Below are 14,629 nucleotides of genomic sequence, written 5' to 3'. Positions count from 1 at the left end.
TCGGCTAAATTATTAGCGGGCAGGCAAGGCGCAGACCTCACCCCCAAACAGCTTAGAGCGGGTCAGAAAGCGCTTTTCGCGGCCATTATCCAACGAAAACATACCCCCTCGCCCCGGCACGACATCGATAATCAACTGAGTGTGTTTCCAGACTTCATATTGGCTTTGATGGATATAGAAGGGCACGCCATCAATCTCGCCGAGCTTCACATCGGTATCCCCGACGATATAATCATCCACCGGATAACACATCGGCGATGACCCATCGCAACAGCCCCCGGACTGATGAAACAGGATCTGCGGATGATCCCGGCGGATCTCGCCGATCAAATCGATGGCCGCCTGTGTGGCGACGACCCTTGGTTCACCATCCAAAATCGTGTCCATAACTGCCTCGTTTCAAAATGAAAGAAGTCCGTCTTGGCTTCGCCCCCTCTTGCGTCTTCCGCCACCTTCTCCCCGCTGGGGAGAAGAATGCAAGAACCGCGAGCCCTGCGAATTCGCATCAATCTATTAAAACGACGAACTCGACGGCTAAACCCGTCGAGATTCGCGGCTGGAGGCGGCGAAAATGGTGATGCGCGAGAACCGGAGCGGAGCGTACTATAGTACGTGAGCACCGGAAGCGCAGCGCATTGCCATTTGCAGCCCCTCCAGACGTGAATATCGACGGGTTTAGAAGAAGCCGAGGGCCTTGGGGCTGTAACTCACCAGCATGTTCTTGGTCTGCTGATAATGGTCCAGCATCATCTTATGGGTCTCGCGGCCAATGCCCGATTGCTTGTAGCCGCCGAAGGCTGCGTGAGCGGGATAGGCGTGGTAGCAATTGGTCCAGACGCGCCCAGCCTGGATATTGCGACCGAAGCGGTAGCATGTATTGGCATCGCGGCTCCAGACGCCCGCCCCCAGGCCGTAAAGGGTGTCATTGGCGATTTCCAGCGCCTCGGCCTCGTCCTTGAAAGTGGTAACGGAAACGACCGGGCCGAAGATTTCCTCCTGGAATACCCGCATCTTGTTATGGCCCTTGAACACGGTCGGCTTGACGTAATAGCCGCCCGCGAGATCACCGGACAGGGTATTGCGATGGCCGCCGGTCAGGATTTCGGCGCCTTCCTGGCGACCGATATCCATATAGGACAGGATCTTTTCGAGCTGTTCACTGGAGGCCTGCGCCCCGATCATCGTGCCCATATCCAGCGGATCGCCCTGAACGATGGCCTCGACGCGCTTGATGGCTTTTTCCATGAAACGGTCATAAATCTTTTCATGGACGAGCGCCCGGCTTGGGCAGGTGCAGACTTCGCCCTGGTTAAGAGCAAACATCGCAAAGCCTTCCAGAGCCTTGTCGAGATAATCGTCATCTTCGCGCAGCACGTCCTCGAAGAAGATATTCGGCGATTTTCCGCCCAGTTCCAGCGTCACCGGAATGAGGTTCTGGCTGGCATATTGCATGATCAGCCGGCCCGTCGAGGTCTCGCCGGTAAAGGCGATCTTGGCGATGCGCGGACTGGATGCCAGCGGCTTGCCAGCTTCCAGGCCAAAGCCGTTGACGATATTGAGCACGCCGGGCGGCAGGATGTCGCCGATCAACTCAGCCCAGACGAGAATCGACGCCGGGGTCTGCTCGGCAGGCTTCAGCACGACGCAATTGCCAGCGGCAAGAGCGGGCGCCAGCTTCCAGGCGGCCATCAGGATCGGGAAATTCCAGGGAATGATCTGGCCGACGACGCCAAGCGGCTCGTGGAAGTGATAGGCGACCGTATCGTGGTCGATTTCGCCAATCGAGCCTTCCTGGGCGCGCACGCAGGCGGCAAAATAGCGGAAATGATCGACGGCCAGCGGAATATCGGCAGCCATGGTTTCACGCAGCGGCTTGCCATTGTCCCAGGTTTCGGCTCGGGCCAGGAGCTCCAGATTGCTTTCCATCCGGTCGGCAATTCGGTTGAGCATATTGGCGCGCTCGGCAACGGGGGTCTTGCCCCATTTGTCCTTGGCAGCATGGGCGGCGTCCAGCGCCAGATTGATGTCGCGCTCGTCGGAGCGGGCGATATCGCACAGCTTGCCGCCGGTGACCGGCGTGGTGTTTTCAAAATACCGGCCGCCCACCGGCTCACGCCAGTCGCCACCGATGAAGTTGCCGTATTTAAGCTTGAACGGGGTGCTTGCCGTGGTTTGAACCTGAATGTTCATCTCTCATCCTCCCTGATGAAGGTTCCCTTGGTGATGTTTGTCTTTGGGGAAAACCGGTCCTCCACTTTTCCCTGACAAACTCCAGAACCGTATTTGGAAGATGCGCCGGGCCGGGGCCGGATACCAGCCGCGCTTCGCAATGCCGCAGCGCACAGTGTCGCATCCCTGCGACAGTGATACGTGCATTAGAGTTTGTCAGGGAAAAGTGGAATCCGGTTTTCCCGAAAAGACAAACGAACACAAAAGGATCTAGAGGATGGCTGGTTCAATCTGAACCTGGCAGACTCTAGTGGATATTAAAACGCTTCATCTTGCGATGCAGGGTCGCCCGGCTGATGCCCAGCAATTGCGCTGCCTGGGAGACATTGCCTTTGGTACGCGACAGAACCCGGCGCAACGCCGCCCGTTCGGCTTCATGCAGATCATCCCCCTCTTCCCCGCGTTTTTCCTTCAGGGCATCAGCGGCGGGCAGGCCGGCGGCGATGGCCTGATCGTCGATCTGCAACGCCAACCGCGCTGCTCGCGTCGCGCCCAACACCAGATCGTCACCGTCAACGGCCAAAAGTGCCGTGGGATTGGCGACCGTGGGGATCATGACGATGCGCGCACCCGCAAAGGCCATGCGAAAGAGGTTGACCTCAACACGGAGTGCTGCATCACGCACCGCTTGGGCGAGGATGGTCATCGACAGATCCGTCACATCATGGCGGCAGGTGGAAATGTCGAGTGCGGCGGCAATCTGGCCGCGATGGTCGCGGATTGGCGCCGTGGTGCAACTCAGCGCGATATTGGCAGAGAGAAAATGCTGGTCGCGGTGAATGATGACCGGGCGCTCGTCAGCCAGCGCCGTGCCGATGCCATTGGTGCCGACGCTGGCCTCACTCCATTCCGTCTGCTGCCAAAGGCCAAGCCTGCGAAAATCACCGTCATCGCCCGCAGCACTGCGGCGTTCCAGCACCACACCATGGCTGTCAGCCAGCACCAGGCAACAGCCGGAGCGCCCGACCGTCGAAAACAGCCGGTCCAATTCCTCGGCGCTGGCGGCAATCAGGTGATCCATACGCTGGCGCACATCACGGAAAGCCGCCGCGTCCAGGGTCCGCGGCATGGCCGCCTGTTCAGGGTCTAGCCCATGGACATCAAGGCAGCGCCGCCAGGAGGCGGCAATCGGCGAACTGGCCGCCTTCGATCCCTGCAACGCGGTCGAATAGACCGTATCGGCATGTTTATAACCGACGCTCATATGCTCCTCCCAAAGCAAATTCACATCCCTCTTTGGATATCATGGACCTTTGCGGGCAGGATGGCAATCGGCAGGATTGACGCGCCTTGCAGCAAAAACCGGTGGTCCGGTTCAATCCTATGCTCGAAAAAAGCCCGAGAAAGCTTGCATCCACGGCACTTTCATACTATAGCGCCCCCGTCCGCGCAGACACCCTTGGAGGCAATGCGGATGAAATTGTGACGGCTGCTATATGTTTCCTTCAATCCTGAACGGTTGGAGTGAAATGATGCGGCAGATTTAAAAACCGGCACCGTTTCCAGTTTCATGCCCGGATGATAGCAAGAAAAACCGGCTGAAACTCTCCAGTAACATCGAAAGGAAATGCCATGAGCCACGCATCTTACGAGCTCAAGGCCGAAACGCGCGAACGGGTTGGTAAGGGGTCCTCCCGTGAACTTCGCCGCAACGGTCTCATTCCCGCTGTCATCTATGGTGACAAGCAGGCTCCCATTGCCATCACCCTGAACACCAATGAAGTCACCAAGCGTATTCACGCTGGCGGTTTCATGACCACGGTGGCGACCATTGAAGTCAACGGCGAAAAGATCCGCGTCCTGCCCAAGGACTACCAGCTGGATCCAGTCCGCGACTTCACCATGCATATCGACTTCCTGCGCGTTTCGGCAAACAGCCAGGTCACGGTTGCCGTGCCTGTCCGTTTCGTCAATGAAGACAAGTCCGCCGTCAAGACCGGCGCTGTCCTCAACATCGTGCGCCACGATGTCGAGTTGCAGGTTCCGGCCAACAACATTCCGGAAGCCCTCACCTTCGATCTGGAAGGCCTGAAGATCGGCGACAGCGTGCATATCTCTGCCGTGAAGCTGCCTTCTGGTGTGACCCCTGTGATCACCGACCGCGACTTCACGATTGCAACTCTCGTTGCTCCAGACGTTGACGTTGCCGACGAAGAAGAAGCAACCGAAGAATAATTGCTCCATTCCGTTGGAGCGATCGATAAACCCGCCCCTTACCGGGCGGGTTTTTTTGTGCCTTCAGATATCCGGTTCATGATAAAACTTTACGGCAAAAGCTATGACATCGGCACGGCCCATCGAACCGTGTTCTTTTCGTCCATAACGGGTAGCATTGCACAAAAGTCGCAAATAACTTTGCGTAAAGTTGCAAATCTCCTTTACGACTTCAGTCATCGTTAACGTATCGCATGGAATCCTGCTCCCAAATAAGAGAAGAACCAGGGGCCGTGGGGTTGTATTGTTTCATCCCTATTCATTTTTCAGCACCGCTCACCAAATACGATGGAAAAATGTTTAATATTACATCTATTGGTTGCTATCTGAGTTTGCACACTGTCGGATGCGATCCATGACCCGGTCCGTGGAACAGCGTTTCCTTGCGCTGGTGGCTGGAACAGTGTTCGTCTGTGTGGTGCCGCTGTTTCTGCTGTTTCTCTGGCTGTCGTCACAACGGGCCGAAACCGATCAGCAAAATAGTATAGCTGTCCTGTTGGCTGCCAATGCCCAGGCACTCGCCAAGCCACTTTGGGATTTCGATGCTGAGAGTGTACGCCAGATCAGTGCAGCGCTGGTCTCCGGTGGCGAGGTCATCAGGGTCGAAGTTTCCGACCCGACCGGCAATATCCACATTGACATGCCGCAAACATTTGTCCCTGCAAAGACATTTTCCTCCCTATCGCAAACCATCATCTACCAGCATCAGGACGGACCGAAAACCGTTGGCACCATTACGCTTTCCTTTCAAAAGCATGGCCTGTTTGCCAGCATTCGCCGGACCGAAGGCGTGTTTATCGCCATCTTCATCCTGTCCATGCTGGTGGTGATTCTGGCCGCCATCGTCGGCAACCGGATGATGGTCATGAGACCGCTGACGCAGTTGACCGCCGCCATCGAAGCCACGCGACGTCTGGGTTCGCGACGTTCGGTAGACTGGCATTCAAACGATGAAATGGGCCGGCTGGCGCAGAGCTTCAACGCCATGCAATCCAAGCTTCAGCAGGAAGAAATCGAGCTAAAACAGGCGCACCGGCTGGCAACCGACATCTATCATGCGACGCCCGCCATGCTGTTTTCTGTCGATGCCGATGACCGGATTACCGGCATCAGCGACTACTGGACATCGGTGACAGGCTATCACCGCGAAGATATCATCGGTCTCAGTTTTGAAAGCCTGATCACAATTGAGGCCCGTCAGGCCTACCGCCAAGTCAAACAGAGTGGTGAGGCTGGCCTGCAACAGCAATATACCACCAAATTCGTCTGTGCCGATGGACGGATCATGGATGTCCTGGTCGTCGAATCCGGCAATGCCACACCGATGGCGCAGTCCAACCTTTCGCTGAGCGTCATGACTGACATCACCGCCCTCAAACAATCGGAGGCACGCAACCGGCGCCAGGCAATGACCGATCATCTGACCGGGCTTCTCAATCGTCAAGGTTTCGAGAACGAACTGGATGTGCAGATCGAGGCAACCGACCGCCAGGGCGGTTCCCTTGCCTGCCTGTTTGTCGATCTCGACCGGTTCAAATGGATCAATGACAATCTCGGCCATCATGCCGGCGACACGACCCTGAAAATTCTGGTGGACATGATCGTCCACCTCCTGCCGGAAAACTCGGTGGCCGCCCGCATTGGCGGCGACGAATTCGCCATCCTGCTGCGTGCCAACGATTGCGAAACAGCCGCCCGCGCCGTGGCCAACGATATTTGCGGAATTTTCGAAACCCCCTTCATCGTCAAGGGGACCGCCACAAGACTGAGCGCCAGCATCGGGATCGCGCTGTATCCGCAACACGCCGAGACAGCGACAGAACTGCTGCAAAAGGCCGACATGGCCATGTATAATCGCAAGCGCGACGGAAAGAACGGTTTCCAGATCTTCGACGACAGCATTGGCAATACCACCCGCCGTCGCGCCGAGATCGAGCAGATGATCGAGCAGGCATTGCGCAATGACTGGCTCGATGCCTTCTTGCAGCCGATCATCGACCTGCAAAGCGGCAAGACGGTCGGCTACGAGGCCTTGATGCGCCTGCGCCACCCCGTCCACGGCATCATGGCGCCGACCGAAATCATCAGTCTGGCCGAGGAAACCGGTACCATTCACGATATCGGCAAGCAGGTTTTCGATAAGGCTCTCGATCACTTCACGCGGCTTTCCGCCCTCAGTGGCGACACCACCTCCTATCTGGCGCTAAATGTTTCACCCACGCAGATCGATGCCAGCCTGCTGGTCTGGCTGGCCAGCGCGGTGCATCTTTTCAACATCGACCCATCGCGGATCATCATCGAGATCACCGAGGCGACGTTGCTGCACGACAGCCCGCATATCCAGACCGTCCTCCAAAAAATCGGCGATTTTGGCTGCCGCATTGCGCTGGACGATTTCGGCACCGGATATTCCTCGCTCAGCTATCTCAGCCGCTTCCCGGTCAATATCATCAAGATCGACCAGTCCTTCATCCGCTCCATGACCGGCGACACCCTGGATCTGCGCGAGCGCAGCCGCATGTTGATCGAAGGCATTGCCGCTATTTCGCACAAGATGAAATGCACCGTGGTGGCCGAGGGCATCGAGACCAAGGAACAATGGCGGACGCTACAGGCAATCGGTGTAGATTACGGCCAAGGCTATCTGTTCGATCGTCCATTGTCCTTCGAAGATCTGCAAGCCCGGTTCGGAGACAATAGCGCGACGTCGCCGAAATCCACGCCCATTGCCAGGATTGGACAGCGGACAACGGGGTAGGACGAGACAACCTAGTGCACTGACGCATTCACTTCATTCATGCTTTCGTGCACTCATTTTTTGTTTATGCATCGATTTTTCCAAACTCGGCTGAAGCCTCCGTTTGGATCGATGCACTAGGCTGCCATTTCAGCAGGACAAGCACAACCAAACGCAACGTGAGGAGGCCGAAAATGGGCTGTCGAAGAAGTGCATTCCGCCTTGCTGTCCTGTCCTCCATGGTGTTCATGACCGCCACAGCCATGGCGCAAGACAGCATCGTCTTTACCACGGAAGATTACCCACCTTACAATTTCAGGGAAAACGGGGTGGACAAGGGCGTCGGCTACGAACAGGTCGAAATGATCATGAAGGGTCTGTCGATCCCTTATACCATCGAGATGATGCCCTGGGCCCGCGCCATCGCGATGGCCGAAACCGAACCGATGACCTGCGTGTTTACCGCAGCCCATATCCCCGAGCGCGAAGGCCGCTTCAAATGGGTCGAGCCGCTGGCCATCGATCGCAATATCATCATGAGCCGCAAGGGCTCCGGCATTCAGGTGCACAATGTCGAAGAAGCCCGTAAGTATATTGTCGGCACCCAGCGCGACGACTACACTCAGGCCCTTCTGGAACGGCATGATTTTCCCAGGATCGACCTCGCCGCCAACCTCGATCTGACCATCAAGAAGCTGGAAAGCGGCCGGATCGACCTTATGCCGGTCTCGGAAAAATTCTATCACAAGCTGGTGGACGAAGGACATCCTCTGGAACAGCAATTCGTGCTGACCGAGCAGAAATTCGCCATTGCCTGCAATAAATCCATGCCTGATGCCCTGATGGCGCGCATGCAGGACGGGCTCGATCGTCTGATTGCCGACGGCACGCAAGCCAGGCTTTCGCGAGAATATGGCCTGTTGCAGCCTCAATAGCACGCGCAATCGGGGTTGACATGGCCCGCATTTCGCTGTCGTGAAGACCAACCGAAATACCGTTCGTGGAAAATGCGATGATCGTTCTTGCAGGGCTTGGCAATCCCGGCTCCCAATATGCCGGCAACCGCCACAATATCGGCTTCATGGCGCTCGACGCCATCCATCGCCGCCACAGCTTTTCGCCCTGGTCGAAGAAATTCAAGGCCGATATTGCCGATGGCACGCTGGCGGGCGAGAAAGTGCTGCTGATCAAGCCGCAGACCTTCATGAACCTGTCAGGCGAATCGGTCGGCGAGGCGCTGCGCTTCTACAAGCTTGGAGCGGAACAGCTGGTGGCGATCTATGACGAGCTGGATCTTCTGCCCGGCAAGGCCCGCATCAAGCTGGGCGGCGGCCATGGCGGCCATAATGGCATCAAATCGCTGGATGCCCATTGCGGCCTGAACTACCGCCGCCTGCGGCTCGGCATCGGCCATCCCGGCGATAAATCTCGGGTCCAGGCGCATGTGCTGGGCGATTTCGGCAAGCTCGACGCTGAATGGCTGGATCCACTGCTGGAGACGCTGGCCGAAAACGCTGACATGCTGGTGCGCGGTGAAGACAGCCAGTTGATGAACAAACTGGCGCTTGCGACAGGCAGCAAAGCAGACGAGGAAAAGCCCAAGCCCGCCAAACCGGCCAAATCCCACATTCATCAGGCTCGCAATGGCGTGCAGCCGAAAAAGCTGCCGGAAACCGGCCCGATGGCTGAGATGTTGAAGAAGATGTTTGGGCCGAAGAAGGATTAGGCAATGTCTGTTCAGGAGCAGGTAGACTGGGATATTTTCGATACTCTGACAGTCGAATGTCAATTTTTTGAAAAAGACATTGAATCGGGATACAAGCTTTATTCGAGAAGTAAAATTAAAATCAGAAAAATATTAATATATTTTTTCTGCTATAGTGCATTGTATTATGTCGCGGGAATTTTGATTAACGGCGAGCAAAACGATTTCGATTTCGTCAGCTTTATTTTTATAAATCTTGGATTCATCTTTTTTCTATTATCCATCGTAAGGATAGCAGGTCATCGAAGAGTGAAAGCCTATTTTCGCGCAATGCCCTCTGCCAACCGTCCCGCCAAATTGGGCTGGGACGCGGATGGATTCTACATCGCCACTGCAACGAGTCGGATTTTCTATCCCTGGAGCGATTTCCAGTCCTGGGCCGAAGACAAAACGGTCCTCGCGCTACTGTTTGCGGCGCCAATGATAATCCCGTTGCCGAAACGCGCCCTGACAGACCAGCAACTGGCAGAACTCAAGGCTCATATTCAGGCGTCAACCTTGCCGAGAGCCAAATTGTTTCCGATTTGAGATCGAGGGGTATCCGATGTCCAATGCGATTACCGTCCGCCCCGCAACGTTCGATGATCTGGAGGCCTTGCTGGCACTCTACAAGGACTTAAGCAGCAACAACGATTTTACCGACGTTGAACGGGTGCATAACACCTATGCAGCGATTCTCTCCCACCCTGGCCTGACGGTTTTCATGGCTCTCGACCGTGAAAGACCCATAGCAACGGCTAGTTTGCTGATAACCCCCAACCTGACGCGCGGTTGCCGACCTTATGCTCTGATCGAGAATGTCGTCAGCGCTGCGACGCATAGAGGCCAGGGCTATGGCCGAGCGGTCGTTCTCCATGCCATCGATGCCGCCTGGAATGCTGACTGCTACAAGGTCATGCTGCTGACAGGCAGCACACGTCCCGAAATCCACCGCTTCTATGAAGCCTGCGGCTTTGTCCAGAACAAGACCGGCTATCAGATCCGCCGCGCGTGAAGACTATTCCTCCGGCTCAATCGTGAATAGGAGCGGAAACCCCGCTTCCTTGGCGAGATCATTGGCCTCGGTGGATTTGGTCTCGGCGATATCCCTGGTGCAAACCACCACCACCGCAGAGCCGAAACGGTGAGCGGTCATCATCACCCGGTTGCCGGTTTCTTCGCTCATGCGGAACACGGCTTTCAGCACGATGGTGACGAATTCGCGCGGGGTGTAGTCATCATTGGTCAGGATGACCTTGTAGAGCCTGGGCTGTTCCAGCTTCGGCCGGGTTTTGACCTTTGGCTGCCCGACAATGACTTTTTGAGGCATTGGCTACTCCCATCGGCACACGCTCGCGTTACCATAATGCGAACCGCTCCCGGCTTCAAGCAATTGACGTCAGGAAGCGGCAAAGCCTTGACCGGGCCGTTCCATTCCCCCATAGGCAAGGCAACAAAACCTTTACTGAGCACGGAAAACACCCATGGGCTTCAAATGCGGTATCGTGGGACTGCCGAATGTCGGCAAGTCCACCCTTTTCAACGCGCTGACCAGGACGGCGGCAGCCCAGGCGGCCAACTATCCGTTCTGCACCATCGAGCCGAATACCGGCGAAGTGGCCGTGCCCGATCCGCGCATGCAGACGCTTGCCACCGTTGCTGGCTCCAAGGAAATCATCCCCACCCGGATTTCCTTCGTGGATATTGCCGGTCTGGTGCGTGGCGCTTCCAAGGGCGAAGGCCTGGGCAACAAATTTCTTGCCAATATCCGCGAAGTCGATGCCGTCGTGCATGTGCTGCGCTGCTTCGAAGATGACGACATCACCCATGTCGAAGGCCGGATCGATCCAGTTGGCGACGCCGAGACCATCGAAACAGAGCTGATGCTGGCCGATCTGGAAAGCCTGGAGCGCCGCACCGAGCAGACCCGCAAGCGCGCCGCCTCCAAGGACAAGGAATCGATGACACTGCTGCCTGTCATGGATGGTGCTCTGAAGCTGCTGCAAGAGGGCAAGCCCGCCCGCCTGCTGTTGGCAAGCCTTGATGCCGAGGAACGCGAGGTGCTGAAAAGCCTGAACCTGCTGACCTCCCATCCGGTCCTCTACGTCTGCAATGTCGCCGAAGCCGATGCCGTAACCGGCAATGCCCATACCAAAGCCGTCGAGGACATGGCCAAGGCACAAGGGGCGGAAACCGTAATCATTTCGGCGGCCATCGAAGCCGAAGTAGCGCAATTGCCGGACGAGGAAGCGGCGGAATTCCTGTCGGCACTCGGGCTGGAAGAAGCAGGTCTCGACCGGCTGATTCGTGCCGGTTATCACCTGCTCGACCTGATCACCTATTTCACCGTCGGCCCCAAGGAAACCCGTGCCTGGACCATTCCGCGCGGCACCAAGGCACCTGCCGCAGCCGGTGTCATCCACACGGATTTCGAACGCGGCTTCATCCGCGCCTTCACCATCGCCTATGACGATTACATCACCTACAAGGGTGAAGTCGGCGCCAAGGAAGCTGGCAAGGGCCGCGACGAAGGCAAGGAATATGTCGTGCATGACGGCGACGTCATCCACTTCCGCTTCAACACCTGATCCATATTGCGACGGTCTAACAATCAATCACAAGCGGGATGCTCATTCAAAAGCATCCCGCTTTTATTTTGCCCTTTAAAACGCCGGTCAACTGGGCAATATCAATGCGTTGGAGCGGTGTGGGTTGCCGCCTCCTGAAACGAGGGGAGTAAGCATGCGTTCGATGTCTGTGCCTGTGTTGTTTCTATCCGCTGTCCTGGTGCATGGGCAGGCAAACGCCGCCGATGTTACCCCTAAGGGCGCCAAGGACCTCAAGCAGCAGCTTTTGTCCACCCTGCCAGACGGCATGGTCAAGGATGCGAGCGCCATGACGGTGCGGGCGCGCAAGAACGCCTATGAGGTCCGGGTCAATACCATTGCGCTCTTCGGTATCGAGGCGATCAAATTCACCAAGGCCGTGGGCATCAGCCCGGTCGTTTCCCTCATTCGGCCGCTGGACGGCGGCCTGTGGCAAATCGACCAGGCAGGCGGGATCGATGTCAAAGGACAGACCAAGGAGAAAGGCCCCAAGTCCAACTTTCTCTTTTCGGTCGATTCCTACAGTATGACGGGCATCTACGATCCAACCATCACCTATCTACAGTCCGGCACCTACAAGACCGAGGACATGCGGCTGCGATTGCAGACGGGCGACAGCTCGACGGACATACGCCTGGACGCAGTCAATTCCACAGTTCAAGGGACGAAGGACGGTGATAATACGATCACGATTGCCAGCATCGGTTCCTATTCCAACCTCGTCGAAACCATAAAGGGTCCGAAAGCAGACCCTGTCGGTGTCCGCGTCGGCTCAGGCGAAAGCTCCGTCAAGATTGAGGGCCTTGCCTACGGGCCGCTCCAGAAAATGATCCCGATCCTGGTCCGGAACTGGAACAAGCCGCCAATGGATGAGGCTGACAAGAACCTTTTGATCCAGCTGTTCCGCTCGAATTTTCCCCTTTTCAAGACCATGTCCCAGAGCGTTGTCTATCGCGACATACAGATCGAGACCCCGCAAGGGCCGTTCACCGCCAAGCGTTTCGGCATAGAGACCATGATCGACGGCATCAGCAATGGCGCCAGATTCGGCTTCGGCCTTGATCTCGTCGAGCCGCAGATGGTAGCGGGCCTTGTGCCAGCGGCCTATGTGCCGCTCATTCCGCAGACCTCGACGATCAAGGTGAAGGTGCCCACCGTCAACGCGGCGGATGGCATCAATTACCTGATGGACAATGTCGATTACGATCCCGCCCATCCGCTGACACCGCCGCAGAAGAGCGAAATCAGCCGTCGCTTCTTTCCAGACGGCACCGCCACCATCACCTATGACGGCACCCGCCTGACATCTTCGCTCTATGATGTAACAATCAACGGCAAAACTACGTTTGCCCTGACAGGCAACGACAAACCGCTGGCCGACGTGACAATAACAGCACGCGATTTCGACAAGACCATTGCCTATCTCCAGGCCAATGCCAAGCAAACGCCAGAGCTTGGCCAGACAGCATTTTTCCTGTTGATGGCGAAAGGCTTTGCCAAGACACAGGAGGATGGCCAACTGCTTTGGCACGTGGAAACGGATCGCACCGGCCAGATCAAGGTCAACGGCAATGCTTTCAGTATTCCGGGCACCGCTCCAGGCACGCCTCCGGCACCGTAATTCTTGTATCTGTGCTATTAGGGTTCGGATACGCCCAGAGAGGATATTATGCAGACAGACAAATTATATTTTGAAGATTTTCCGGTTGGTACACGCCTGCCGCTTGGCCCCGTTACGGTGGATTTAAACGACATTATCGAGTTTGCCACAGAGTTCGATCCGCAGCCGATGCATCTCGATGCGGAAGCCGGAGAAGCCAGCATTCTCGGCGGCTTGGCGGCCTCCGGCTGGCATACCTGCGGGCTTTTGATGCGTATGATGATCGACAGCTATATCCTGCGCTCCTATTCCGAAGGCGCGCCGGGCATCGACTTCGTGCAGTGGAAAACGCCGGTCCTGGCGGGTGATACCCTGAGCGGCTTTTCCCTGGTTGAAGAGGCTCGGCCATTGCGCTCGCGCCCGGGGATCGGTGTCGTCACCAGCCGCCATGAGCTGGTCAACCAAAAGGGCGAAACCGTCATCGTCGCGCGCAACGCGGCCATGATACGCCAGCGCCAACCGGCAGGAGATGCGGCATGAGAATGGTTGACCTGTTTCCCTTCGAGCAAAAAGTCGTGCTCGGCACCCGCCATTTCAACGCGGAGGACATCATCCGCTTTGCCAAAAAATTCGATCCGCAACCCTTCCATGTCGATGCGGAAGCGGCGAAGTCCTACGTCTTCGGCGGTCTCTGCGCCTCGGGATGGCATACCTGTTCGGTGTGGATGCGGACCTTTCTCGACTTCATGGGCGAAGCCAACGCCAAAGCCATTGCCGAAGGCGTGACACCGCCACGGCTTGGCCCCTCGCCCGGCTTTACCGACCTGAAATGGCTGAAACCGGTCTATGCCGGGGACGACATTACCTATAGCCTGACGGCACAAAACAGCCGTGCGCTGAGATCGCGTCCCGGCTGGCACCTCCACGCCAGCGTTGCCGAGGGCATGAACCAACAGGGCGAGCCGGTACTGCGTTTCGTCAGCACCGTTCTTGAACAGGAGAATGACAATGAACGTTCATGACTTTTCAGCCAAGGATATTACCGGTCGGGAGCGCAAGCTTGCGGAATTTGCCGGAAAACTGCTTTTGATCGTCAACACCGCCAGCAAATGCGGCTTCACACCGCAATATGAGGGCCTGGAGACATTGCAAAAGCGATTCAAGGAAGATCTCGTCATCATCGGATTTCCCTGCAACCAGTTTGGCGGCCAGGAACCGGGATCAGAAGCCGAAATCGCCAGCTTCTGCGACCTGAATTTCAAGGTCAGCTTCCCGATGTTCGCCAAGATTGATGTGAAGGGCAACGAGGCCCACCCGCTCTACAAATACCTGACCCACGAAGTGCGCGGCATTCTCGGCACCGAAGCGATCAAATGGAATTTCACCAAATTCCTTGTTGGGCGCGACGGCACGCCAATCGCTCGCTATGCGCCGATCACCAAGCCGGAGGAAATTGCTGACGATATTGCCAAGGCGGTGAAGGGTTAACAAGGATGGGC

Annotated in this window: 15 protein-coding genes; 11 read left to right on the top strand and 4 right to left on the bottom strand. The window is 56.7% G+C overall.

The genetic code is table 11. The features are described 5' to 3' along the window. Positions 1 to 12: 12 nt before the first annotated feature. The 3 genes from H1Y61_RS07480 to H1Y61_RS07470 form a co-directional block, all read right to left on the bottom strand. The gene (locus H1Y61_RS07480) at positions 13 to 378 is read right to left on the bottom strand and encodes a DUF779 domain-containing protein (protein ID WP_180574444.1); all 366 of its coding nucleotides are present in this window, start codon (positions 376 to 378) and stop codon (positions 13 to 15) included. 297 nt (positions 379 to 675) lie between these two features. After that, positions 676 to 2,190: an aldehyde dehydrogenase gene (gene adh / locus H1Y61_RS07475; protein WP_156630949.1), complete on the bottom strand. Its 1,515-nt coding sequence runs from the start codon at positions 2,188 to 2,190 to the stop codon at positions 676 to 678. Positions 2,191 to 2,476: 286 nt separating this feature from the next. After that, on the bottom strand, positions 2,477 to 3,433 hold the full coding sequence (locus H1Y61_RS07470) for a helix-turn-helix domain-containing protein (RefSeq protein WP_180574206.1): 957 nt from the start codon (positions 3,431 to 3,433) through the stop codon (positions 2,477 to 2,479). A gap of 368 nt (positions 3,434 to 3,801) precedes the next feature. Here H1Y61_RS07470 and H1Y61_RS07465 point away from each other — a divergent pair, with 368 nt between their 5' ends. The 6 genes from H1Y61_RS07465 (at position 3,802) to H1Y61_RS07440 (ending at position 9,939) form a co-directional block, all read left to right on the top strand. After that, positions 3,802 to 4,404, top strand: coding sequence for a 50S ribosomal protein L25/general stress protein Ctc (locus H1Y61_RS07465; protein ID WP_174111384.1), 603 nt, complete (start codon positions 3,802 to 3,804; stop codon positions 4,402 to 4,404). Positions 4,405 to 4,798: 394 nt separating this feature from the next. After that, positions 4,799 to 7,201, top strand: coding sequence for a putative bifunctional diguanylate cyclase/phosphodiesterase (locus H1Y61_RS07460; protein ID WP_180574205.1), 2,403 nt, complete (start codon positions 4,799 to 4,801; stop codon positions 7,199 to 7,201). Positions 7,202 to 7,374: 173 nt separating this feature from the next. Next, complete coding sequence (locus tag H1Y61_RS07455; RefSeq protein ID WP_235680856.1) at positions 7,375 to 8,115, top strand: substrate-binding periplasmic protein; 741 nt, start codon at positions 7,375 to 7,377, stop codon at positions 8,113 to 8,115. Between the two features lie 77 nt (positions 8,116 to 8,192). Then, a complete protein-coding gene (gene pth / locus H1Y61_RS07450) occupies positions 8,193 to 8,906 on the top strand; it encodes an aminoacyl-tRNA hydrolase (RefSeq protein WP_180574204.1) in 714 nt (237 codons plus the stop codon). Between the two features lie 3 nt (positions 8,907 to 8,909). Beyond that, the gene (locus H1Y61_RS07445) at positions 8,910 to 9,473 is read left to right on the top strand and encodes a YcxB family protein (RefSeq protein ID WP_180574203.1); all 564 of its coding nucleotides are present in this window, start codon (positions 8,910 to 8,912) and stop codon (positions 9,471 to 9,473) included. Positions 9,474 to 9,489: 16 nt separating this feature from the next. Continuing rightward, positions 9,490 to 9,939, top strand: a complete 450-nt coding sequence (locus H1Y61_RS07440) for a GNAT family N-acetyltransferase (RefSeq protein WP_180574202.1) — start codon at positions 9,490 to 9,492, stop codon at positions 9,937 to 9,939. Between the two features lie 3 nt (positions 9,940 to 9,942). Here H1Y61_RS07440 and clpS read toward each other — a convergent pair whose 3' ends face one another. Further along, complete coding sequence (clpS, locus tag H1Y61_RS07435) at positions 9,943 to 10,254, bottom strand: ATP-dependent Clp protease adapter ClpS (protein WP_015916707.1); 312 nt, start codon at positions 10,252 to 10,254, stop codon at positions 9,943 to 9,945. 154 nt (positions 10,255 to 10,408) lie between these two features. On the opposite strand from clpS, the gene ychF reads away from it, so the two are divergent. From ychF to H1Y61_RS07410, 5 genes are all read left to right on the top strand, one after another. After that, positions 10,409 to 11,512 (top strand): redox-regulated ATPase YchF, encoded by a 1,104-nt coding sequence (gene ychF / locus H1Y61_RS07430; RefSeq protein WP_156638153.1) that lies wholly within the window; start codon positions 10,409 to 10,411, stop codon positions 11,510 to 11,512. Positions 11,513 to 11,666: 154 nt separating this feature from the next. Continuing rightward, on the top strand, positions 11,667 to 13,151 hold the full coding sequence (locus tag H1Y61_RS07425; protein WP_180574201.1) for a hypothetical protein: 1,485 nt from the start codon (positions 11,667 to 11,669) through the stop codon (positions 13,149 to 13,151). 48 nt (positions 13,152 to 13,199) lie between these two features. Beyond that, complete coding sequence (locus H1Y61_RS07420) at positions 13,200 to 13,670, top strand: MaoC family dehydratase (RefSeq protein WP_180574200.1); 471 nt, start codon at positions 13,200 to 13,202, stop codon at positions 13,668 to 13,670. Beyond that, complete coding sequence (locus H1Y61_RS07415) at positions 13,667 to 14,152, top strand: MaoC family dehydratase (protein ID WP_180574199.1); 486 nt, start codon at positions 13,667 to 13,669, stop codon at positions 14,150 to 14,152. The genes H1Y61_RS07420 and H1Y61_RS07415 overlap by 4 nt, the downstream gene beginning before the upstream one ends. Further along, positions 14,139 to 14,618 carry a glutathione peroxidase gene (locus H1Y61_RS07410; RefSeq protein WP_180574198.1) on the top strand — a complete coding sequence of 160 codons (480 nt, stop codon included), beginning with the start codon at positions 14,139 to 14,141 and terminating at the stop codon, positions 14,616 to 14,618. Before H1Y61_RS07415 ends, H1Y61_RS07410 begins: the two co-directional genes overlap by 14 nt. The last annotated feature ends 11 nt before the right edge of the window (positions 14,619 to 14,629 follow it).

Source organism: Agrobacterium vitis, from assembly GCF_013426735.1.
GTDB lineage: Bacteria > Pseudomonadota > Alphaproteobacteria > Rhizobiales > Rhizobiaceae > Allorhizobium > Allorhizobium vitis_D.
This window is presented reverse-complemented; position numbering and strand designations above follow the sequence as displayed.